This is a genomic window from Pelomonas lactea (genome assembly GCF_043555885.1).
Lineage (GTDB): Bacteria > Pseudomonadota > Gammaproteobacteria > Burkholderiales > Burkholderiaceae_C > Pelomonas > Pelomonas lactea.
On the sequence record NZ_JBIGHX010000010.1, the window covers coordinates 113,363 to 133,559 of the forward strand.

Annotated in this window: 18 protein-coding genes; 14 read left to right on the top strand and 4 right to left on the bottom strand. The window is 71.0% G+C overall.

Annotated features, from left to right (window positions below; translation table 11 throughout):
- Positions 1-39 precede the first annotated feature (39 nt).
- The 5 genes from ACG04Q_RS22945 (at position 40) to ACG04Q_RS22965 (ending at position 6,597) form a co-directional block, all read left to right on the top strand.
- Complete coding sequence (locus tag ACG04Q_RS22945) at positions 40-915, top strand: carbohydrate ABC transporter permease (RefSeq protein ID WP_394513849.1); 876 nt, start codon at positions 40-42, stop codon at positions 913-915.
- Entirely contained in the window at positions 915-1,778 is an 864-nt protein-coding gene (locus ACG04Q_RS22950) for a carbohydrate ABC transporter permease (protein ID WP_394513850.1), read from the top strand. The genes ACG04Q_RS22945 and ACG04Q_RS22950 overlap by 1 nt, the downstream gene beginning before the upstream one ends.
- The gene (locus ACG04Q_RS22955; protein WP_394513851.1) at positions 1,775-2,830 is read left to right on the top strand and encodes an ABC transporter ATP-binding protein; all 1,056 of its coding nucleotides are present in this window, start codon (positions 1,775-1,777) and stop codon (positions 2,828-2,830) included. Before ACG04Q_RS22950 ends, ACG04Q_RS22955 begins: the two co-directional genes overlap by 4 nt.
- Before the next feature lie 3 nt (positions 2,831-2,833).
- Positions 2,834-4,216 carry a glycoside hydrolase family 30 protein gene (locus tag ACG04Q_RS22960; protein ID WP_394513852.1) on the top strand — a complete coding sequence of 461 codons (1,383 nt, stop codon included), beginning with the start codon at positions 2,834-2,836 and terminating at the stop codon, positions 4,214-4,216.
- 107 nt (positions 4,217-4,323) lie between these two features.
- On the top strand, positions 4,324-6,597 hold the full coding sequence (locus ACG04Q_RS22965; RefSeq protein ID WP_394513854.1) for a putative bifunctional diguanylate cyclase/phosphodiesterase: 2,274 nt from the start codon (positions 4,324-4,326) through the stop codon (positions 6,595-6,597).
- Here ACG04Q_RS22965 and asd read toward each other — a convergent pair.
- Positions 6,594-7,430: an archaetidylserine decarboxylase gene (asd, locus tag ACG04Q_RS22970; protein WP_394513856.1), complete on the bottom strand. Its 837-nt coding sequence runs from the start codon at positions 7,428-7,430 to the stop codon at positions 6,594-6,596. The two genes, ACG04Q_RS22965 and asd, sit on opposite strands and share 4 nt — an antisense overlap.
- Before the next feature lie 83 nt (positions 7,431-7,513).
- Between asd and trhO the strand changes: the two genes are divergently transcribed.
- From trhO to ACG04Q_RS22995, 5 genes are all read left to right on the top strand, one after another.
- The gene (gene trhO / locus ACG04Q_RS22975; RefSeq protein WP_394513858.1) at positions 7,514-8,320 is read left to right on the top strand and encodes an oxygen-dependent tRNA uridine(34) hydroxylase TrhO; all 807 of its coding nucleotides are present in this window, start codon (positions 7,514-7,516) and stop codon (positions 8,318-8,320) included.
- 108 nt (positions 8,321-8,428) lie between these two features.
- Complete coding sequence (locus ACG04Q_RS22980; RefSeq protein ID WP_394513859.1) at positions 8,429-9,730, top strand: UDP-N-acetylglucosamine 1-carboxyvinyltransferase; 1,302 nt, start codon at positions 8,429-8,431, stop codon at positions 9,728-9,730.
- Positions 9,731-9,927: 197 nt separating this feature from the next.
- Positions 9,928-10,785 (top strand): hypothetical protein, encoded by an 858-nt coding sequence (locus ACG04Q_RS22985; RefSeq protein ID WP_394513861.1) that lies wholly within the window; start codon positions 9,928-9,930, stop codon positions 10,783-10,785.
- Between the two features lie 11 nt (positions 10,786-10,796).
- On the top strand, positions 10,797-11,702 hold the full coding sequence (locus ACG04Q_RS22990; protein ID WP_394513863.1) for a pseudouridine synthase: 906 nt from the start codon (positions 10,797-10,799) through the stop codon (positions 11,700-11,702).
- Positions 11,699-12,781, top strand: a complete 1,083-nt coding sequence (locus ACG04Q_RS22995; protein ID WP_394513864.1) for a GGDEF domain-containing protein — start codon at positions 11,699-11,701, stop codon at positions 12,779-12,781. Before ACG04Q_RS22990 ends, ACG04Q_RS22995 begins: the two co-directional genes overlap by 4 nt.
- Before the next feature lie 146 nt (positions 12,782-12,927).
- On the opposite strand, the gene ACG04Q_RS23000 is transcribed toward ACG04Q_RS22995, so the two are convergent.
- Positions 12,928-13,635: a hypothetical protein gene (locus ACG04Q_RS23000; RefSeq protein ID WP_394513865.1), complete on the bottom strand. Its 708-nt coding sequence runs from the start codon at positions 13,633-13,635 to the stop codon at positions 12,928-12,930.
- 117 nt (positions 13,636-13,752) lie between these two features.
- Between ACG04Q_RS23000 and ACG04Q_RS23005 the strand changes: the two genes are divergently transcribed.
- Positions 13,753-14,742, top strand: coding sequence for a GGDEF domain-containing protein (locus ACG04Q_RS23005; RefSeq protein ID WP_394513866.1), 990 nt, complete (start codon positions 13,753-13,755; stop codon positions 14,740-14,742).
- Positions 14,743-14,798: 56 nt separating this feature from the next.
- Here ACG04Q_RS23005 and ACG04Q_RS23010 read toward each other — a convergent pair whose 3' ends face one another.
- Positions 14,799-15,617 (bottom strand): HDOD domain-containing protein, encoded by an 819-nt coding sequence (locus ACG04Q_RS23010; RefSeq protein ID WP_394513868.1) that lies wholly within the window; start codon positions 15,615-15,617, stop codon positions 14,799-14,801.
- Between the two features lie 37 nt (positions 15,618-15,654).
- Positions 15,655-16,416, bottom strand: a complete 762-nt coding sequence (locus tag ACG04Q_RS23015; protein WP_394514056.1) for a sulfite exporter TauE/SafE family protein — start codon at positions 16,414-16,416, stop codon at positions 15,655-15,657.
- A gap of 480 nt (positions 16,417-16,896) precedes the next feature.
- Here ACG04Q_RS23015 and ACG04Q_RS23020 point away from each other — a divergent pair, with 480 nt between their 5' ends.
- From ACG04Q_RS23020 to ACG04Q_RS23030, 3 genes are all read left to right on the top strand, one after another.
- The gene (locus tag ACG04Q_RS23020) at positions 16,897-18,255 is read left to right on the top strand and encodes a TIGR03790 family protein (RefSeq protein WP_394513869.1); all 1,359 of its coding nucleotides are present in this window, start codon (positions 16,897-16,899) and stop codon (positions 18,253-18,255) included.
- 100 nt (positions 18,256-18,355) lie between these two features.
- The gene (gene gspG / locus ACG04Q_RS23025; protein WP_394513871.1) at positions 18,356-18,778 is read left to right on the top strand and encodes a type II secretion system major pseudopilin GspG; all 423 of its coding nucleotides are present in this window, start codon (positions 18,356-18,358) and stop codon (positions 18,776-18,778) included.
- Positions 18,778-19,971: a type II secretion system F family protein gene (locus ACG04Q_RS23030; RefSeq protein WP_394513873.1), complete on the top strand. Its 1,194-nt coding sequence runs from the start codon at positions 18,778-18,780 to the stop codon at positions 19,969-19,971. Before gspG ends, ACG04Q_RS23030 begins: the two co-directional genes overlap by 1 nt.
- Positions 19,972-20,197: the final 226 nt, after the last annotated feature.

Here is a 20,197-nt window from a genome sequence, read left to right on the forward strand (position 1 = left end):
TGCGCTCGGCCCGAAACACTCCATCTGGCAACGATCGTCATGAAGATTCGCTCCCTCGCGGCCTGGGGCGCGCTGCTGCCCCTGGCCCTCATCGTGGGTGTCGGCTATGTCGGCACCGTGCTGTGGACGCTGCGCACGTCCATGTCCAGCTCGCGCACCTTCCCCAAGGACGACTTCGTCGGCCTGCAGCAGTTCGAGCGCCTGCTGGACAACGAGCGCTGGCAGCTCGCCATTCACAACCTCGCCATCTACGGCGTGCTCTACATCCTGGCGGCCATGCTGCTGGGCTTCCTGCTGGCCGTGTTCATCGACCAGAAGGTGCGCGGCGAGGGCGTGCTGCGCACGGCCTTCCTGTACCCGTATGCGATGTCCTTCGTCGCCACCGGCCTGGTCTGGCAGTGGGTGCTCAACCCCGACAGCGGCCTGCAGAACGCGATGCAGCAGATGGGCTGGACGAACTTCACGTTCGACTGGATCGTCGACCAGGACATGGTGATCTACACCGTCGTCATCGCCGGCACCTGGCAGGGCGCCGGCCTCGTGATGGCGCTGATGCTGGCCGGCCTGCGCGGCATCGACGAAGAGATCTGGAAGGCCGCGCGGCTGGACGGCATCCCGACCTGGCGTGTCTACCTCTCCGTCGTGCTGCCCATGATGGGCCCGACGCTCGCGACCGTCTTCACGCTGCTGGCCACCGGCGTCGTCAAGGTGTTCGACACCGTCGTCGCGATGACCCAGGGCGGCCCCGGCACGGCGAGCGACGTGCCCGCCAAGTTCATCATGGACCACCTCTTCGGCCGCGCCAACCTGGCGCTGGCGTCGGCGGGCGCCGTCATGCTGCTGCTGACGGTGCTGGCTCTCGTCGCGCCGCTGGCCTATGCCCGCAGCCGCAAGCAAGCGCAGGGAGGCCACTGATGAGCAAGCGCAAATCGACCGCCCTGTGGGCCCGGGTCGGCGTCTACGCCTTCCTGCTGTTCGCCGCGGCCTTCTTCCTGCTGCCGCTGTACGTGATGCTCACGACCTCGTTCAAGACGATGGAAGAGATCCGCCTCGGCCAGATCTTCGCGCTGCCGTCCAGCATCACCTTCGACGCCTGGCGCGCCGCGTGGAGCGAGGCCTGCACCGGCGTCAGCTGCGAGGGCGTGCGCGGCGGGTTCTGGAACTCCGTGACGATTGCCGTGCCGTCCGTCGTGCTGCCCATCCTGCTGGGCGCCATCAACGGCTACGCGCTCTCCTGGTGGAAGCCCAAGGGCAGCCAGTGGCTGTTCGGCGTGCTGATGCTGGGGGCCTTCATCCCCATCCAGGTGATGATCTACCCGCTCGTCAAGCTGGAGGCCGCCATCGGCATCTACAGCAGCCTGCCCGGCATCGTCGTCGTGCACCTGGTGTTTGCGATGCCCATCATGACGCTGCTGTTCCGCAACTACTACGCGGGCCTGCCGGGCGAGCTGTTCAAGGCGGCGCGCGTGGACGGCGGCGGCTTCTGGCGCATCTTCTTCCAGCTGGTGCTGCCGATGTCCACGCCCATGCTCATCGTCGCGGCCATCATGCAGATCACCGGCGTGTGGAACGACTACATCCTCGGCCTGACCTTCGCCGGCCGCGAGAACCTGCCGATGACCGTGCAGCTCAACAACGTCATCAACACGACGACGGGCGAGCGCCTCTACAACCTCAACATGGCCGCGACCATCCTCACGTCGGCGGTGCCTTTGTTGGTCTATCTGATTTCTGGCCGCTGGTTCGTCCGTGGCATTGCTGCGGGAGCGGTCAAGTGAGTGGTGTGAACATCCAGGGCCTGAGCATCAAGTTCGGCGCCAACGAAGTCATCAAGGGCCTGGACTTGCAGGTCCATGAAGGCGAGTTCCTCGTGCTGCTGGGACCGTCGGGCTGTGGCAAGTCCACGCTGCTGCACAGCATCGCCGGCCTCATCGACGTGTCCGGCGGCAGCATCCACATCGGCGGGCAGGACATGACCGACGCCGAGCCCAGCGAGCGCGGCATCGGCATGGTGTTCCAGAGCTATGCGCTGTACCCGACGATGACCGTCGAGCGCAACATGAGCTTCGGCCCGCGCGTGGCCGGCGTGCCCAAGGACGAGATCGCGCGCCGCGTCGAGAAGGCCGCCAACATGCTGCAGCTCACGCCGCTGCTGAACCGCAAGCCCGCCCAGCTGTCCGGCGGCCAGCGCCAGCGCGTGGCCATCGGCCGGGCGCTGGTGCGCGAGGCCGGCGTGTTCCTGTTCGACGAGCCGCTGTCCAACCTCGACGCCAAGCTGCGCGCCGAGCTGCGCCGCGAGCTCAAGCTGCTGCACCAGACCCTGGGCAGCACGATGATCTACGTCACGCACGACCAGGTCGAGGCCATGACGCTGGCCTCGCGCATCGTCGTCATGAAGAGCGGCGTCATCCAGCAGATCGGCACGCCCGCCGAGGTCTACGAGACGCCCGCCAACCTGTTCGTCGCCGGCTTCCTGGGCGCGCCGGCCATCAACCTCGTGCCCGTCACGGTCGCGGCGGATGGCGTCACGGTGAACGGCGCGCTGTCGCTGCAGCTGGCCGCCGGCCGCGCCAAGGCCGGTCAGCAGCTGGTGCTGGGCGTCCGCCCAGAGCATGTGCGCCTGCAGGCCGACGGCCGCTGGCGCGCCACCGTGGAACTGGTCGAGCCCATGGGCAACCACCAGGTCGTCTGGATGAAGTCCGGCGACCAGGGCTTCTCGGCCGTCGTGCATGACGGCCGGCGCATCACTGCGGGCGAAACGCTGGCCTTCGACATCGACGAATCCCTGCTGAGCGTGTTCGACGCGACCAGCGAACTCCGACTGAACTGAGCCATGAAACAACTCCTCCTGGCGGCGGTGGCCGCCTGCGCCGTCGGTGCTAACGCTGCACCTGTGCGGGCCTTTCTGACCACCGGTGACCAGCAGCACCTGCTGTCGCCCAGCGCCGTCACGGCGCCGGCGAAGGCCGATGCCGTCATCCGCATCGACCCCCAGCGCCAGTACCAGCGCATGGCCGGCTTCGGTGCGGCCATCACCGAGGCCTCGGCCTGGCTGATGCGCAACGGCATGAGCCCCGCGCAGCGCGACGCGCTGATGGAGGAGCTGTTCACGCGCGAAGGCAGCGGCCTGGGCTTCGACCTGACCCGGCTGACCATCGGCGCCTCCGACTTCTCGCGCCACCACTACAGCCTGGACGACATGCCCCCGGGCCAGACCGACCCGGAGTTGAAGCACTTCTCGCTCGCCCGCGAGCGCGAGGACGTCATCCCCGCCACGAAGCAGGCGCTGGCGCTGAACCCGCAGCTGCAGGTCATGGCCTCGCCCTGGAGCGCGCCGGGCTGGATGAAGACGACCGACAGCCTCGTGCAGGGCCAGCTCAAGCCCGAGCACTACGGCAGCTTCGCCAGGTACATGGTGCGCTACGTCGACGACATGAAGGCCGAAGGCATCCCGATCTTCGCGCTGACGCTGCAGAACGAGCCGCACTTCGAGCCCGGCGACTACCCCGGCATGCGCATGACGCCGCGCACCCGCGCCGAGGTCGTCGGCAAGCACCTGGGCCCGCTGCTGCAGGCCCGGGGCATGAAGACGCAGATCCTGGAGTGGGATCACAACTGGGACGAGCCCTGGAGCCCGCTGTCCATGCTGTCCGACGCGACGGCGCGCAAGTACGTGTCCGGCGTGGCCTGGCACTGCTACGCGGGCGACGTGTCGGCGCAGTCGCAGGTGGCGCGGCAGTTCCCCGAGCTGGACGTCTGGTTCACCGAATGCTCCGGCGGCGAATGGAAGCCGCAGTGGGCCGAGACGCTGCCGTGGATGATGCGCAACCTCATCATCGGCAGCACGCGCCACGGCGCGCGCGGCGTGCTGATGTGGAACCTGGCGCTGGACCCCAAGCACGGCCCGCACCTGGGCGGCTGCAAGGACTGCCGCGGCGTCGTCACCATCGACCCCAAGGACGGCAGCGTCACGCGCAACATCGAGTACTACGCCTTCGGCCACGCCAGCCGCTTCGTGCGCCGCGATGCGCGCCGTGTCGATTCCGAGGGCGGCGCCCAGGGGCTGGACCACGTCGCCTTCACCAACCCCGACGGCGGCACCGTGCTCATCGTCAGCAACGCCGCGGCCGGATCGCGCCGCTTCACGGTGCAGGCGCCCGGCCGGCGCTTTGCGTACGAACTGCCCGCCAGCGGCGTCGTCACCTTCACCTGGTGATGCCCACAGCCGCGGCAGCCGCCACGCCGGGCGGCGCATCGACGCACCCCTGACCGGGAACTTTCACCCCCTGGCGCTGGCAGGCATGCCGTCGCTAGGATGGCCCGATGACGGGGTTCCTGCTGATCAGCACCAGCCTGATCGCCATGCTGGGTGTGGCGCTGCTGGTGCTGGCACGGCTGGAGCCGGGTCATCCGCACATCAGTGACTGGGGCTGGAGCCACGTGACGCTGGCGCTGGGCCTCACGCTGGGCGTGGCGCTGGCGCCGCCCGATCTCAACGCGCTGCGCTACCAGGCGCAGGCCACGGCCGCCACGGCCTGCATCATCGCGTCGCTGTCGCTGGAACTCGCCGGCGCCGCACGCTACAGCGGCCGGCCCTGGCGCTGGGCGCGCAACGCGCCGCTGTTCGGCGCGCTGCTGGGCGTCATCCTGGCGCTGGCACTGCTGGACCAGCGCTACGCCGTCGTCGTCGCCGCCCTGGTGCTGACCGGCGGCGCCTGGCTCGCCGCGTCCTGGCTGTGGCGCGGCGGCGCGCGCTCAGAGCGCTTCGTCGCCGCCTGCTTCATCGCGTCGGGGCTGGTGCACCTCAGCGGCCCCGTGCTGGACCCGCTGGCCCGCTCCATCCTCACCCACATCCTCGGCACCTATGTGCACGTGGCGCTGGCCATGGCGCTGATCCTGCTGTCCGTGCGGCGCGCCCACCAGGCCACGCTGCGGGTCAATTCACGGCTGCGGCAGCTTTACGAGCAATCCATGCAGGGGCTGGTCGTCGTGCAGGACGGCCACGCCGTGTACGCGAATCCGGCCGCGTTGCAGATGTTCGGCCTGGACCGCCTGGAGGGCGAGACGGCCATCGAGAGCGTCATCGCGCCGCGTGACCGCGATGGCGCCCGCGAGCGGGCCGCGCAGCTGCTGCGCCAGCGCGGCGGCCAGATTGCCTGGGAAGGCGAGCGGCTGCGCGCGGACGGCACGCCCGTCTACGTGCGCGGCACCTCCAGCTACTTCGAGTGGGACGGCGCGCCCGCGCTGCTGGTGCTGATGCTGGACGACACCGAACGCCAGCGCGCCACCGAGGCGCTGCGCCGCCAGGCGCTGCACGACGAACTCACCGACCTGCCCAACCGCCACGCGGCGCTGGCCCAGCTGGCCGAGCTGACGGCACCCGGCAGCGCCGGCTTCGCGCTGCTGTCGGCCGACCTGGACCGCTTTCAGCTCGTCAACGAAAGCCTGGGCCACGAGACCGGCGACGCGCTGCTGCAGGCCATCGCCGCGCGGCTGCGCGCGGCCTACCCGGCCGACGTGATGCTGGCGCGGCTGGGCGAAGACCAGTTCCTGCTGCTGCAGCCCGACGTCGATGACGACGCTGCGGCCCGGCTGGCCGGCCAGCGGCTGCTGGCGCTGATGAATGCGCCCTTTGCGGTGGGGCACCGCGCGCTGTACGTGCACCTGTCGGTGGGCATCGCGCGCTATCCCGCGCATGGCCAGGGCGGCGCCGCGCTGCTGAGCGCGGCCGACGTCGCCATGCACCAGGCCAAGCAGCAGGCCGGCGCGGCAGCGGTGGTCTTCCGCCCCGGCATGGCGGCCGGCGCCGGCGGCCTGCTGGAGATCGAGCAGGCGCTGGCCGCGGCCATCGAGCAGGGCGAATTCCAGCTGGACTACCAGCCCAAGTACGCTGCTGGTTCGCGCCGCCTGGCCGGCTTCGAGGCGCTGGTGCGCTGGCAGCGCCCGGGCCGCGGGCGCGTCAGCCCGGCCGACTTCATCCCGGCTGCCGAGCGCACCGGCCAGATCGTCGCGCTGGGCACGCTGATCCTGCGCCAGGCCGTGCAGCAGCAGCGCAGCTGGCAGCAACAGGGCCGGGTGGCGCTGCCGGTGGCCATCAACGTGTCGCCGCTGCAGTTCGAGGATGTGCGCTTCGCCGACTGGGTGCTGGCGCTGGTGCAGGCGCATGGCGTGGACCCGCGGCTGGTGGAGGTGGAGATCACCGAGACCGCCGCGATGACGCACATGGAGCGCGTGCTGCCGCAGCTGGAGCGGCTGCGCCAGGCCGGCCTGGGCGTGGCGTTCGACGACTTCGGCACTGGCCAGAGTTCGCTGACGCTGCTGCGCCGCCTGCCCATCACGACGCTGAAGCTGGACCGCAGCATGATCGACCCGCTGCCCGAGCCGTCGGCCGGCGCCGTGGTGCGCGCGGCCTGCGTCGTTGCCGAGGCGCTGGGCCTGACCATCGTCGCCGAGGGCGTGGAAACCGAGGCGCAGGCCGCCGAGGTGGAGCGGCTGGGCTGCACGCACCTGCAGGGCTGGCTGCTGTCCCGCCCGCTGCTGCCGGACGCCGCCGGCGCGCTGCTGGCGCGCGCCGGCGAGCCTGCGGCCGGCGCCTAGCGTGCCATCCAATCGCCCATGCGGATCGCGCCGCCGGGCTGCCACGCCGGGTTGAACTGCAGGCCGCTCTTCTCGAACAGCATGACGACCGTGGAGCCCAGCAGGAAGCGGCCCATCTCGTCGCCCTGCGCCAGCGTGACCTGGCCGGGCGCGTAGTCCCAGGCCTTCACGGTGCCGCCGCGCTTGATCTGGCCGTGCCAGACCGTGGCCATGCTGCCCACGATGGTGGCGCCCACCAGCACCAGCACCCAGCGGCCCAGGACGTCGTCATCGAACACGCACACCAGGCGCTCGTTGCGTGCGAACAGCCCCGGCACGCCGCGGGCCGTCGTCGGGTTCACCGAGAACAGCTCGCCCGGCACATGCACCATGCGCACGAGGCGGCCGGCGGCCGGCATGTGGATGCGGTGGTAGTCCTTGGGGCTGAGGTAGAGGTTGGCGAACAGCCCGTCCTGGAAGCGCGCGGCCAGCTCGGCGTCACCGCCCACCAGCGCCGTCGTCGAGAACGCCTGGCCCTTGGCCTGGTAGACCTGGTCGCCCTGGATGCGGCCCACCTGGCTGATTGCGCCGTCGACCGGGCAGATCAGCGGCGCCTGCGCCAGCGGCCGCGCGCCGGGCTTCAACGCGCGGGTGAAGAAGTCGTTGAACGTGGCGTAGGCCGTGATGTCCGGCTGCGCCGCCTCGGCCATGTTGACGCCGTAGCGCGCGACGAAGCGGCGGATGGTGGCGGTGGTGATGCCTCCCAGCGGCTTGGACGCGTAGTGCCCGGCCAGGCGGGTCATGGCCAGCTTGGGCATCAGGTACTGCGGCAGGACTTTGAGTCGATCAGACATGGCATCGGGGCCGTGGAGGGTCGCGGATTCTAGGAGCGCCCCTCGGTCGGCAGGCCTAGGGTCAGCGCGGACAATGCGGGGCGATGTCCCTGGTTCACAGCTCCTTTTACCGTTTCACACCGATTGCCGACCCGGCTGCCTTTGCCGCCTGGCTGCGCGAGGCCGCGTCGGGCTTGGGTGGCGTCGTGCTGGTCGCCACCGAGGGCCTGAGCGCCGCCGTCGCCGGCCCGGCCGACGTGCTGGCGCGCTTCGAGGCCGCGCTGCTGCAGCAGCCCGGTTTCGCCGGCCTGCACTTCAAGCACAACGCCTGCGAGCGCCCGCCGTTCAGCCTGCTGAAGGTGTCGGTCAAGCGCGAGATCGTCGCCTTCGGCATTCCCGGGGTGACAGGCGGTGTCAGTGGCGGCGCGGCCACCGACACCCATGTCAGCCCGCAGCGCTGGCGCGAGCTGCTGGACGACCCCGACACGGTGGTTCTCGACAACCGCAACACGTTCGAGTTCAAGCTGGGGCGCTTCCGCGGCGCCATCGACCCCGGCGTGGCCCACTTCCGCGACTTCCCGGCCTACGTCCAGGCGCACCGCGACGAGTGGCAGGGCAAGACGGTGGCCATGTACTGCACCGGCGGCATCCGCTGCGAGAAGACGGCGGCGTGGATGCAGGCCCAGGGCCTGCAGGTGGCGCAGCTGGACGGCGGCATCCTGAACTTCCTCGAAGCGTTTCCCGACGCCGCGCGGGACTGGGAAGGCGAGTGCTACGTGTTCGACAAGCGCATCGCCATCGATGCCGCCGGCCGCGAGACGGGCACGACGGCCGAGCAGGTGTTCACCGACCCGGCCGACGCCTGGCGGCTGAACCGCGCCCGGCGGCTGGACCCCGCCGCGGAGGATTGATTCCCCCGGCGCGGAGCAAACCTTCCGCCCCCGCGTCGCGTGCGGCCGGCCGCAAACCCCGACAATCCGCTCCGCGCGCCGCTTGCGCGCCCCGACCTTCCTCCATCGATGTCCCACCTGATCGTCCACGGCGGCACGCCCCTCTCGGGCCGCATCATTCCCTCGGCCAACAAGAACGCCGTCCTGCCCATCCTGTGCGCGACGCTGCTGACCCGGCAGCCCGTGCGCCTGCGCGGCGTGCCCGAGATCACCGACGTGAAGAAGATCGTCGAGGTCTTCCGCAAGCTGGGTTCGCACGTGGAGCTGGACTTCAAGACCGGCATCCTCGACGTCCATCACAAGGACACGCATTTCGACGCGGCCATCGACCGCCTGCCGGAGGAGATGCGCTCCTCCATCATGCTGGTGCCCGGCCTGATGGCCCGCTTCGGCGCTGCGCGCATCGAGGACGACGTCAAGGGCTGCACGCTGGGCGCCCGCGAGATCGACCCCCACGTGGAGGTGTTCCAGCGCTTCGGCGCCGATGTCGAGCGCCTGCCCGACGGCCTGGTGCTGCGCGTGGACCGCCCGCTCAAGGCCAACGACCACTGGACCGACTACGCCTCGGTCACGACGACCGAGAACTTCGTGCTGTGCGCGGCGCTGGCCGAGGGCACGTCCACGCTGACCAACGCCGCCAGCGAGCCGCACGTGCAGGAGTTCTGCAACTTCATGTCGCTGCTGGGCGCCAAGATCGAGGGCCACGGCACGTCCAAGCTGAAGATCACCGGCGTCTCTGCCCTGGGCGGCGCCGACTACACCTTCACTGAGGACTTCCACGAGATCGTCACCTTCCTCGCGTTGGGCGCCATCACGGGCGGCAACGTGCAGGTCAAGAACGGCGCGCCGGAGATGTTCCCGCTGCTGGACCGCACCTTCGCGAAGTTCGGCGTGCAGATCGTCCACGAGGACGGCTGGAGCCGCTGCGTCGTGGACGGCCCGCTGAAGGTCAAGGAACCCTTCACGCGCAACATCCTGCAGAAGGTGGAAGCCGCGCCCTGGCCCTATGTGCCGGTGGACCTGCTGCCCATCTTCGTGGCCCTGGGCGTCAAGGCCGAGGGCAGCGTGATGTTCTGGAACAAGATCTACGACGGCGCGATGGGCTGGACCAGCGAGCTCGCCAAGTTCGGCGCGCACGCGTTCCTCAGCGACCCGCACCGCATGATCACCTTCGGCGGCAAGCCGCTCTCCCCGGCCGAGGTGGAGAGCCCCTACATCATCCGCGTCGCCATCGCGCTGCTGATGGTGGCCGCCAGCGTGCCCGGCAAGAGCGTCATCCGCAACGCGACGCCCATCCGGCGTGCCCACCCCAATTTCGTCGAGCACATCTGCGAGCTCGGCGCGCGCATCGAGTGGGTGGAAGGCGACTAGAACGTGACGCCCCTCGCCCAGTCCCGCCGCGCTGCACGCGGGCGGGCCCGGTCGGCCCCCCGAGGGGGCGGTGATGCTTGCGGCATTGAGCCGCAAGCACATCGCCCTGGCGGGCCGGCTTGGGAGCGGCCCGGCGCTCGGCCCGCTTGAACGCGACGCTGAACATGCGATTTGGGCTCCTTCTTTGCGTCGGCGTCATGGCCTCGCTCGCGCACGCCGACACCGTCCGCTGGGTGGCGCAGGACATGCCGCCGCATTTCCACTTCCAGGACGGCCACGCGCCGCGCAGCGTGGCCGAGCTGGGGCGGGGCGAGGTGGACGGCTTCATGCGCGTGCTGCTGCCGCGCATGGCCGGCTTCCGGCATGAGTTCGTCGAGGCCAGCACGGCGCGCTACGAGGCGCTGTCGCGCAGCGGGCAGACGCTGTGCTCCACGCTGCACGTGCGCACGCCCGAGCGGCTGGACTGGCTGTACTTCTCGCACCTGTACCCGCCGCTGGTGTCGCGCGAGATCCACGTCATCGTGCGCCGCGATGCGCTGGCCCGCGTCATGCAGGGCGCGCCGGCAGACGGCCGCGTCGTGCTGGCCGACCTGCTGCAGCGCCCCGAGCTGCGGCTGTTGCTGGCGCGTGACCGCGCCTTCGGCCCGCAGATCGACCCGCTGCTGGGCCGCCATGCGGTGCCGCGCCTGGCGGTGGGCGCCCAGCTCAGCAGCCAGCTGCTGGACATGCTGCGCGCCGGGCGCATGGACTACACGCTGGACTACCCGGCCGTCATGCAGGACCACCTCAAACGCATCGGCGACCCCGGCGCTCTCGTCGCGCTGCCGGTGACCGAGGGCCGCAGCACGCTGCTGGCCACCGTGTCCTGCAGCCGCACGCCGGAGGGCCGCCGCCACATCGAGGCCATCGACGCGGCCGTGCGCGCGCTGGCCCGCGAGCCCGACCGCGAGGCCTGGGTGCACGACTGGCGCGGCGACCGCGTGATGCCGCAGGACATGAGGCGGCTGAACGCCTACATGGACGAGCGCGCCCGCGGCGGGCCGCGCATCGAATAGGCGCCGCCGCCGTGGCCCGCCCTGCCAAGCCCGCGCTGCCGCTGCGCGACGGCGTCGCCGCCAGCGCCGTGTTCTGCCCGCCCGGGCCGTGGGCGACGACGGCCGCCTTCCTCGCCGAGCGCCTGCCGCGCGTCGACGACTGGGCCGAGCGCCTGGCGCGCGGCGATGTCGTCGACGACGGCGGCCAGCCCGTCGCCGCGGCCTACCAGCCCAACCGCCGCGTCTACTACTGGCGCTACCTGGCCGACGAGCCCGTCGTGCCGTTCGAGGCCCGCGTCGTCTTCCAGGACGAGCACCTGCTGGTGGCCGACAAGCCGCACTTCCTGCCCGTCACGCCCAGCGGCCTGTATGCCCGGCAGACGCTGATGGCGCGGCTGCGCCACGCGACCGGCCTGGCCGACCTCATCCCCATCCACCGGCTGGACCGCGAGACCGCCGGGCTGGTCGTCTTCGCCGTGCGGCCGCAGGACCGCGACGCCTACCACCGGCTGTTCCGCGAGCGCACGGTCGACAAGGTCTACGAGGCCGTCGCGCCGGCCGGCGAGGGGCCCTGGCCGCGCGTCGTGCGCCACCGGCTGGCCGAGCCCGACGGCGACGACTTCATGCAGATGCAGGTCGTGCCCGGCGAGCCCAACGCCGAGACGCGCATCGACCTGGTCGAACGGCTGGCCGACGGCCTGGCCCGCTACGAGCTGCGCCCGCACACCGGCCAGCGCCACCAGCTGCGCGTGCAGATGAATGCGCTGGGCCTGCCCATCGTCGGTGACCGCATCTACCCGGTGCTGCAGCTGCACGAGAACCCGCCGCGCTTTGACGCACCGCTGCAGCTGGTGGCGCGCGAGATCGCGTTCACGGACCCGGTGACGGGTCAGCGACGGTACTTTTCACGTGGCGCCGCGACAATGCTGTTCCGATGACCGCCGACCCCCAAGCCCAAGTCCAGGAACTGCGTCGCCAGCTGCAGACGCTGCTCGATGCCGCCAAGGCCAACGAGCGCAAGCTGGACCGCTTCGACGCGCTGGAGCGCCGCCTGATGGCGGTGGGCTCCATGGAGGAGCTGGTCAACCTGCTGCTGGTGGACTGCCGCGCCGACTTCGGCCTGGACGCCGCCGAGCTTTGGCTGCTGGACCCCGACGGCGAACTGCGCCGCGCGCTGCCCAGCCTGCCCATGGCCAGGGCGCCGCAGCTGCTGGAGGGCCACGGGCCGCTGAAGGACATCTTCGGCGCCGCGCGCACCACGCGCCTCATCGGCCCTGGCCATGGTGAGGCGCTGCTGGCCACCGCCTTCGGTGCCGGCACGCCGGTGCGCTCGGCGGCCCTGCTGCCGCTGATCCGCCAAGGCCTGCTGATCGGCAGCCTGCACTTCGGCGCGCGCGATGCCGAGCGCTACGACGCCGCCTCGGGCACCAAGTTCCTGGACCGGCTGGCCGCCATCGCCGCCATCGCCATCGAGAGCATGCTCAACCGCGAGCGGCTGCGCCGCGCCGGCATGACCGATGGCCTGACCGGCGTGCACAACCGCCGCTACTTCGACCATCGCAGCCTCATCGAGTTCAGCCAGGCCGTGCGCCACCGCTACCCGCTGGCCTGCCTGTTCCTGGACATCGACCACTTCAAGGCCATCAACGACGGCCACGGTCACCCGGCGGGCGACGAGGTGCTGCGCCAGGTGGGCGGGCTGATCCAGCGCTCGCTGCGCACTGGCGACCTGGCCGCGCGCTACGGCGGCGAGGAGTTCGTCGTGCTGCTGCCACGCACCGACCTGGCCGGCGCCCGCGAGGTGGCCGAGCGCATCCGGCTGATGGTGCAGGACGCGCCGTTCGTGACGCCCGAGGGCGGCACGCTCAGCGCCACGCTGTCCGCTGGCCTGGCCATGCTGCCGGCCGAGGCCACCAGCTTCGCCGACCTGCTGAACGCCGCGGACCGCGCGCTCTACGAGGCCAAGCGGGCCGGGCGCAACCGCACCATTGCGGACACCGGGGGCGAGGCTGCCTGACGGTGGGAATGCGGGCCGAGCGCCGGGCCGCCCCAAGCCGGCCCGCGTAGGGCGATGTGCTTGTGGCTCGATGCCACGAGCATCGCCGTCCCCTCGGGGGACCGACAAGGCCCGCCGCGTTCAGCGGGCGGGACTGGGCGAGGGGCTCACTTCAGCCACTGCAGCTGCATCGTGAACATGTCGCCGCGGCTGCCGTAGGTCTTGCCCCACAGGAAGGCCGTGTTCAGCGTCACGGTATCACGGCGGTCGTCCCACAGCGTGGCCAGCAGCGCCGGCCCGGCGCGGTGGGACTGGCGCCGGCGCGGCGCCCAGTCGTTCCATTGCCCCACTTCGCTGAAACCCTGCAGGCCCAGCCGCCAGCCTGGCGCCACGCGGTAGACGCCGCGCCACTGCAGCTTCAGCCGTGTGTCGTGCCGGCGGCTGTCGTACTCCCAGAACACGTTGGCATTGAGCTTGAGCAGCCCAAGGTCGGTCTGCCAGGCCGGCCCCAGCTCCAGCGCGTGGCTCTTGCCCACGTTGCGGATCAGCTGCGCATGGACGGCCAGGTCGTACGGCTTCTCGCCCTGCGTCACCAGCACGACGTTCTGCCAGTTCCAGCTCGACAGCACCTGGTCCGACGCGCCATAGCCTATCCAGCTCGCCAGCACCCGCGTCGTCCAGCGCGTGCTCAGGCCCCAGCTGAGGCCCAGCTCCGGCCACAGCTGCGCGGGCTCGCCGGGCGGCTTCACTGTCCAGTAGCGCAGCTCGGCGCCGAAGCGGCCGGCCTGGTCGTACGGCGTGACGACGTAGTAGCCCGGGTCTGCCGCCGCGGGAGCGGCCAACGCCGCCAGCATCCAGGCACTGCTGCACTTCATGTCGCGCACTCTAGGCGCGTCGCCGGGGTGGGCCCACCCCCTGACAAACCCCGAGCCCGCCACCGCGCACAGCGGCCGATACGGCCGTGACAATTTGTCTCGCAGCAGTCATTCCCGATGAGCACCGATTCCGCCGCACCTTCCCTGCACGAAGACGCCATGCCGCGCCGGCTGGGCTCGCTGCGATTGCGGCTGGGCCTGGGGGTGCCGCTGCTGACCTGCGCCATCGTGGCTGTCTTCGAATGGAGCCTGGGCGGCTTTGTCGTGCCGGCCGAAGGCATGGCGCGCACCGCCTGGCTGGTGCTGCTGCTCAGCGCGGCCCAGCTGCTGCTCATCGAGATGCTGATGCTGCGGCCGCTGCGCCGGCTGGCGGCGGGCTGCGAGGCGATGGAGTCCGCCCCCGTGCCGCTGACGCCGGAGGATGCCACGCCGGCGCCCGGCTTGGCCGCCGAGCTGGACCGCATCGGCCATGCGATGCGCCGCGCCCGCGGCTCGCTGTGGCAGCAGGACCAGCATGCCCGCGAACTGCGCCGCGAGCTGACGCAGCAGCGCCTGCTGCTGGAGCAGGCCCAGCTGGCGCTGGAGGCCAACCAGCGTGAGCTGGCCAGCCTGGCCCGTACCGATGCGCTGACCGGCCTGGCCAACCAGCGCGCCTTCGACGAGGCGCTGCGCCGCGAATTCAAGCGCGCCCAGCGACAGCGGGGCCTGCTGGCGCTGGCGGTGCTGGACCTGGACGAGTTCAAGGCGTTCAACCATCACCACGGCACTGCCGTCGGCGACGCGGCGCTGCAGAGCGTGGCCGGCCTGCTGAACGAGCGCTTCAAGCGCGACACCGACGTCGTCGCGCGTCTGGGCGGCGAGGAGTTCGTCGCGCTGCTGCCCGGCGTCGGCATGGCCGAGGCGCAGGGCGTGCTGGAGCAGCTGCGCGACGACCTGCGCGCGCTGCGCCTGCCCCAAGGCGAGGGCCACCTGACGCTGAGCGTGGGCCTCGCCGCCGCCAGCCCGGCCCACCCCTACCTCAGCGCACAGGCGCTGATGCAGGCGGCCGACGAGGCGCTCTACATCGCGAAGCACGCGGGCCGGGACAGATTGAGTTTGGCGGCCTGAAAACAAAACGGAGGCCTGAGCCTCCGTGTCGATGTGCCTGCGTTCAGCGGCGCAGGTCAGCGGCCATGTTCCTGTGCAGCCAGCAACTGCTCGTTGACGCGCCGCGCGGCGCGCAGCACCAGCGTCTCGTCCAGCTGTGCCTGCGGCGCGATCTGGCTGGCGATGTCGTCCAGCTGGTCCTGGTGGTTCAGCAGTGCCCACGCCACGGTCGAGATCGCGGCGACGCTGCGGCGGGCCAGGCTCTCGGGCATGGTCAGCGTGGACTGGATCTCGACGTGGTGGCGCACGCTCGCGACGGCCGCGGGCGCGAGGCCCCAGCTCTCGCACAGCGCGGCGCCCAAAGCGTCGTGGCTGACGCCGAAGGCCGTCTTCTCCAGCTCCACCAGCTCGGCGTCGCGCGTGGCCGCACGCAGCATGGCGGGGTAGTGCGTCGGTGCGTGGCGGTACAGCACCGCCTTGCCGCATTCCTCGAACAGGCCTGCCGAGTGCGCGGCCCACGGGTCCACGCCCAGCATCTGGCCCATGCGGCCCATCAGCAGGCCGCGCTGCGACGCGCGCGCCCACACGGATTCCAGCTCCGCCGCGGCCGGGAAGGCGGCGCGCAGGCCCATCTCGAACGTGATCGCCGCCACCTCGCGCATGCCGAGATACGTCAGCGCCTGGTGCACCGTCTGCACGCGGCCGCGCAGGCCGTACAGCGACGAGTTGACCGCCTTCATGACGGCCGCCGCCAGGGCCATGTCGGTCTCCACCAGCGCGGACATGGCCTGCAGGTCGATGTCCTCGGCCGCCATCAGCAGCGAGAGCTTGACCAGGACCTCCGGCTGGGTCGGGATCTCGATGTCCAGGTTGCGCAGTTGGGGATCGACAGGCATGGTGTTTTCAGGGGGCCGGGGAATGCCTGATCGTAGATCAGCGGAAGAACGCGTCCCAGGCTGTTTTGAGGATGAGCGCGCCCACGACCGTGACGAAAACGCCCCGTACAAAACCCGCGCCATGCTTCAGCGCCAGCCGCGTGCCGGCCAGACTGCCGATGACGTTGGTGACGGCCATGACCGCGGCCACGTGCCACCAGATATGGCCCTTGCTGACGAACAGCGAGATCGCGAACGCGTTCGTCAGCAGGTTCATCAGCTTGGCCGTGGCCGACGCGTGCAGGAAGTCGTAACCCAGCACGCGCACGAACAGGAAGACGAAGAAGCTGCCCGTGCCGGGCCCGAAGAAGCCGTCGTAGAAACCCACGGCCAGCGCAATGGCGCCGGCCACGGCGGCCTCCGCGCGGCCGGCGAAGCGCGGCTTGTGCTCGCGCCCCAGGTCTTTCTTCGCCAGCGTGTAGAGGAACACCGCCAGCAGCACCAGCGGCAGCGCCTTGCGCAGCCCGTCCGGGTTGACCAGCGTCAGCACCCAGGCGCCGGTGAAGCTGCCCGCGCCCGCCAGCACCGCGGCCGGCAGCAGCCGCTTCCACGGCAGCGACACCCGCTTCACATACTGCGCCGTCGCCCACGCCGTGCCCCAGATCGCCGCGCCCTTGTTGGACCCCATCAGCGTCGCCGGCGCCGCGTTCGGGAAGGTGCTGAACAGCGCTGGCGTCAGGATCAAGCCGCCGCCGCCGGCCACCGCATCAATGAAACCCGCCAGCAGCGAGGCGAGGGCGACGACGAGCAGATCGAGCATGTCCATGAATTCCATCAACGACCGCGGCCGTAGTGCCCCGGGCGGGCCGAGCGCCGGGCCGCTCCCAAGCCGGCCCGTCTGGCGATGTGCGAGCGGGGCACGCCCCGCGAGCATCGCCGTCCCCTCGGGGGACCGACCGGGCTTGCCCGCGTCCAGCGGCGCAAGACCGGGCGAGGGGCAGACAAAATAAAACGGCCACCAAGGGGTGCCTTGGTGGCCGGTGGGATTGTCTTCGGGGTGTCGAAGCAATCTTGCTGTCTTGTCTCCTCACAACCCGCCCGGCGGCCCTGGACTTAGAGCCCCGAACCGCGTCGAGTGACGAAAATGTATTGCCCCGCCTCGGTGCATGAAACTGGGGTAAGCCCGGGTTCGCGGCGCGCGAACGGGCATTTTCGCACCATTGTTGTGCAAATCAAGGGTAATGAACCGCGGGAAAATGCGTGCATGCGCTGCCCGTTTCACCCGTTGCTGCCTCTTGCCGTGAGCCTGTTGACCGCCTGCGGCGGCGGCGGTGGCGGGGCCGCCGGCGGCAGCCCCGGCGGGGGCGAAACCGGGGGCTCCGGCATAGGGCAGACGCTGCTGTTGACGCTGCCCGCGGCGGGGCTGTCTCCGGCCGATCTGGCGGTCGTCGTGGCCGAGGGCGATGCGGTCAGCGAGGCCATGGGCGCGGCCTATCTGGCGGCCCGCGGCGTGCCGGCCGCCAACCTCATCAAGGTGAAGGTCAACACCGCCACCCCCTCCATCTCGGCGGCGGATTTCGCGTTGCTTAAATCAGACATCGACGCGCGGCTGCCTGCGTCCGTGCAGGCCACGCTGCTGGCCTGGGCCGCGCCCAGCCGCGTGTCGGGCGCCTGCAGCATGGGCATCACGAGCGCCATGGCTCTGGGCTATGACACCCGCTATTGCAATAGCGCGCCGACCACCGATGCCTGCGCCACGACGGCGGCGTCACCGCTGTACGACAGCGAGTCGCGCCGGCCCGTGGCTGACCTGCAGGTGCGGCCGTCCATGCTGCTGGGCACCAGCACGCTGGCCGCGGCCCAGGCCCTCATCGCCCGCGGCGTGGCCGCCGACGCGACGCTGCCGGCCGGCGAGGGCTGGCTGGTGCGCACGACGGACGCCGACCGCAGCGTGCGCTGGAGCGACTTCCAGCCACTGCCGGCCGCCTGGGGCGGCGCGCTGAAGCTGAACTACGTGGACAACAGCGCCGGTGCGGCCAGTGCCAACTCGCTGTCGGGCAAGGCCGACGTGCTGTTCTACCTGACCGGGCTCGCCAGCGTGGCCAACCTGTCGACGCTGCAGTTCCGCCCCGGCGCGCTGGCCGACACGCTGACGTCCGTCGGGGGCGTGCTGCCCAGCGGCAATGGCCAGATGCCCATCACCAACTGGCTGGCGGCCGGCGCGACGGCCAGCTACGGCACGGTGGAGGAGCCCTGCAACCACCCCCAGAAGTTCTCGCGCGCGTCGGTGCTGATCGACCACTACTGGCGCGGCGGGACCGCCATCGAGGCCTACTGGAAGGCCGTGCAGTGGCCGGGGCAGGGCCTGTTCGTCGGCGAGCCGCTGGCTCAGCCCTTCCGCGACGCGCCCAGCTTCGCCATCGTGGCGGGCGAGTACCAGATCAAGACGCGCGCCCTGCGCCCCGGCAGCCGCTACGCGCTGCAATACCGGCTCAACGGCAGCACGGCATGGACGACGCTGGCCACTTTCACCGGCCAGCGCGGGCAGGTGCTGGACGGCCGCTCGCCGCTGCCGCCGGCGGCGGCGGTGCAGATCCGCTGGCAGGGCCCTTGCCCGGACAACGCCGCCAACGCCTGCACGCTGGCCCAGTCGCCGTGAACCGTCACGGCCAGCCCTCAGAATGCGGGTCGGTCAAATCCTGATTGCCTGACGCGGCCGGGCGACGAACAGTCGCTGTCCCCCGCAGTCCCACACCGTCATGCTCCGTTCCCCTTGCGCCCGTGCCCGCGGCTTCACGCTGCTCGAACTGTTGGTCGTCATGGTCATCATCGGCCTGCTGGCCGGCTACGTGGGCCCGAAGTTCTTCGGCCAGATCGGCAAGAGCGAGGTCAAGGCGGCGCGCGTGCAGATCGATGCGCTGCAGAAGTCGCTGGACCAGTACCGGCTCGACGTGGGCCGTTACCCCAGCACCGAGCAGGGCCTGGCCGTGCTGGTGACGAAGCCGGCGGACGAGCCCAAGTGGCAGGGGCCGTATCTGGCCAAGGCCGTGCCCAAGGACCCCTGGGGCAACGACTACCAGTACCGCGCCCCGGGCGAGCATGGCGAGTACGACCTGCTGAGCCTGGGCAAGGACGGCCGCCCCGGCGGCGAGGGTGAGGACGCCGACCTCACCAGCTGGTGATGCCTGTTTTTCAGACGCGTGTGCTGCGCGCTGGTGCCGTCAGCGCCGAGCGTGTGGAGGCGCCCGACCGGGCCGCCGTCGCCGCGGTGCTGGGCGTCGCGCCGCAGCATGTGCTGGAAGCGCGCGAGATCGCCTCGACCGAGCGCGCCAAGCCGTGGCGCCGCCATGCCCGCTTCCCGCTGCAGCTGTTCAGCCAGGAGCTGGCCGTGCTGCTGGACGCCGGCATCGCGCTGCTGGAGGCGCTGCAGACGCTGCGTGAGAAGGAAGGCCAGCCCGGCGTGCGCGCGGCGCTGGACGGCGTCATCGCCCAGATCGAGCAGGGCCAGCCGCTGTCCGTCGCGCTGCGCCAGCAGCCGCAGGCGTTTGACGAGCTGATCTGCGCCATCGTCGCGGCCAACGAGAAGACCGGCCAGCTGTCCACCGCGCTGGCCCAGCATGCGCGTTACCTGGCCTGGGTGGACGCGCTGCGCTCGCGGCTCGTGGCGGCGCTGGTCTACCCGCTGATGCTGCTGGGCGTGGGCGGCGCGGTCATCCTGTTCCTGCTGCTGTACGTGCTGCCGCGTTTCGCCGGCATCCTGGAGCAGACCAGCGCCGATCTGCCGTGGGCGTCGCGCGTGCTGATCGAATTCGGGCAGACGGCGGGCGCGCATCCGGGCCTGGTGCTGGGCGGCATCGCGGCGGTGGGCTTTGCGGTGTTTTCGCTGCTGCGCCAGCCGGCCGTGCGCCAGCGTGCGCAGGCCGCGCTGTGGACGCTGCCGGGCCTGGGCCCGCGGCTGCGCGTGCTGGCGCTGGCGCGGCTGTACCGCTCGCTGGCCATGCTGCTGGCGTCGGGCGTGCCGGCGCTGGCGGCGCTGAAGATCGTTGTCGACGTGGTGGCGGCGCCGTGGCGTGCCGCGGTGCAGGCGGCGGCGGCGCAGATCGAGCGCGGCGAGCGCCTGTCCGCCGCGTTCGACGCGCAGGACCTGGCCACGCCGGTGGCGCGCCGCATGCTGCGCGTCGGCGAGCGCAGCGGCGAAGTGGCCGCCATGCTGGAGCGCGCCGCGGCCTTTCACGACGAAGAGGCTGCGCGGCTGACCGACCTGTTGTCGCGCCTGGTGAACCCGGCGCTGATGCTGATCATGGGCGTGCTGATCGGCGGGATCATCGTGCTGATGTACCTGCCGATCTTTCAGTTGGTGGAGCAGGTGCAGTGAGGGCTTGCGCGGTTCGTTGCTTTGGTTTGGCGCCCACTGCCGTGCGGGGAGTTCGCCCCCGCGGGCGACCTACTTTCTTGTGCGCACAAGAAAGTAGGCAAAGAAAGCGCCCCTGCAAAACCGCCCCTGCGGGGTTCCCTGCGCTGCTTGAATCCCAAGGCCGCGCCGAACTCGCGTCGCTACGCTCTGCTCGGACAGTCGTCGCGAGTCAGTGCTTGAAGCGTGC

Excerpts from the sequence above, each read along its gene's own strand:
- ACG04Q_RS22980 (WP_394513859.1), top strand. The coding sequence starts at position 8,429 with ATGTCCCACCTGATCGTCCACGGCGGCACGCCCCTCTCGGGCCGCATC.
- ACG04Q_RS23000 (WP_394513865.1), bottom strand. The coding sequence starts at position 13,635 with ATGAAGTGCAGCAGTGCCTGGATGCTGGCGGCGTTGGCCGCTCCCGCG.
- asd (WP_394513856.1), bottom strand. The coding sequence starts at position 7,430 with ATGTCTGATCGACTCAAAGTCCTGCCGCAGTACCTGATGCCCAAGCTG.
- ACG04Q_RS22985 (WP_394513861.1), top strand. The coding sequence starts at position 9,928 with ATGGCCTCGCTCGCGCACGCCGACACCGTCCGCTGGGTGGCGCAGGAC.
- ACG04Q_RS22960 (WP_394513852.1), top strand. The coding sequence starts at position 2,834 with ATGAAACAACTCCTCCTGGCGGCGGTGGCCGCCTGCGCCGTCGGTGCT.
- ACG04Q_RS23015 (WP_394514056.1), bottom strand. The coding sequence starts at position 16,416 with ATGCTCGATCTGCTCGTCGTCGCCCTCGCCTCGCTGCTGGCGGGTTTC.
- ACG04Q_RS22945 (WP_394513849.1), top strand. The coding sequence starts at position 40 with ATGAAGATTCGCTCCCTCGCGGCCTGGGGCGCGCTGCTGCCCCTGGCC.
- ACG04Q_RS22995 (WP_394513864.1), top strand. The coding sequence starts at position 11,699 with ATGACCGCCGACCCCCAAGCCCAAGTCCAGGAACTGCGTCGCCAGCTG.
- ACG04Q_RS23010 (WP_394513868.1), bottom strand. The coding sequence starts at position 15,617 with ATGCCTGTCGATCCCCAACTGCGCAACCTGGACATCGAGATCCCGACC.
- ACG04Q_RS22965 (WP_394513854.1), top strand. The coding sequence starts at position 4,324 with ATGACGGGGTTCCTGCTGATCAGCACCAGCCTGATCGCCATGCTGGGT.
- gspG (WP_394513871.1), top strand. The coding sequence starts at position 18,356 with ATGCTCCGTTCCCCTTGCGCCCGTGCCCGCGGCTTCACGCTGCTCGAA.
- ACG04Q_RS22950 (WP_394513850.1), top strand. The coding sequence starts at position 915 with ATGAGCAAGCGCAAATCGACCGCCCTGTGGGCCCGGGTCGGCGTCTAC.
- trhO (WP_394513858.1), top strand. The coding sequence starts at position 7,514 with ATGTCCCTGGTTCACAGCTCCTTTTACCGTTTCACACCGATTGCCGAC.
- ACG04Q_RS23030 (WP_394513873.1), top strand. The coding sequence starts at position 18,778 with ATGCCTGTTTTTCAGACGCGTGTGCTGCGCGCTGGTGCCGTCAGCGCC.
- ACG04Q_RS23005 (WP_394513866.1), top strand. The coding sequence starts at position 13,753 with ATGAGCACCGATTCCGCCGCACCTTCCCTGCACGAAGACGCCATGCCG.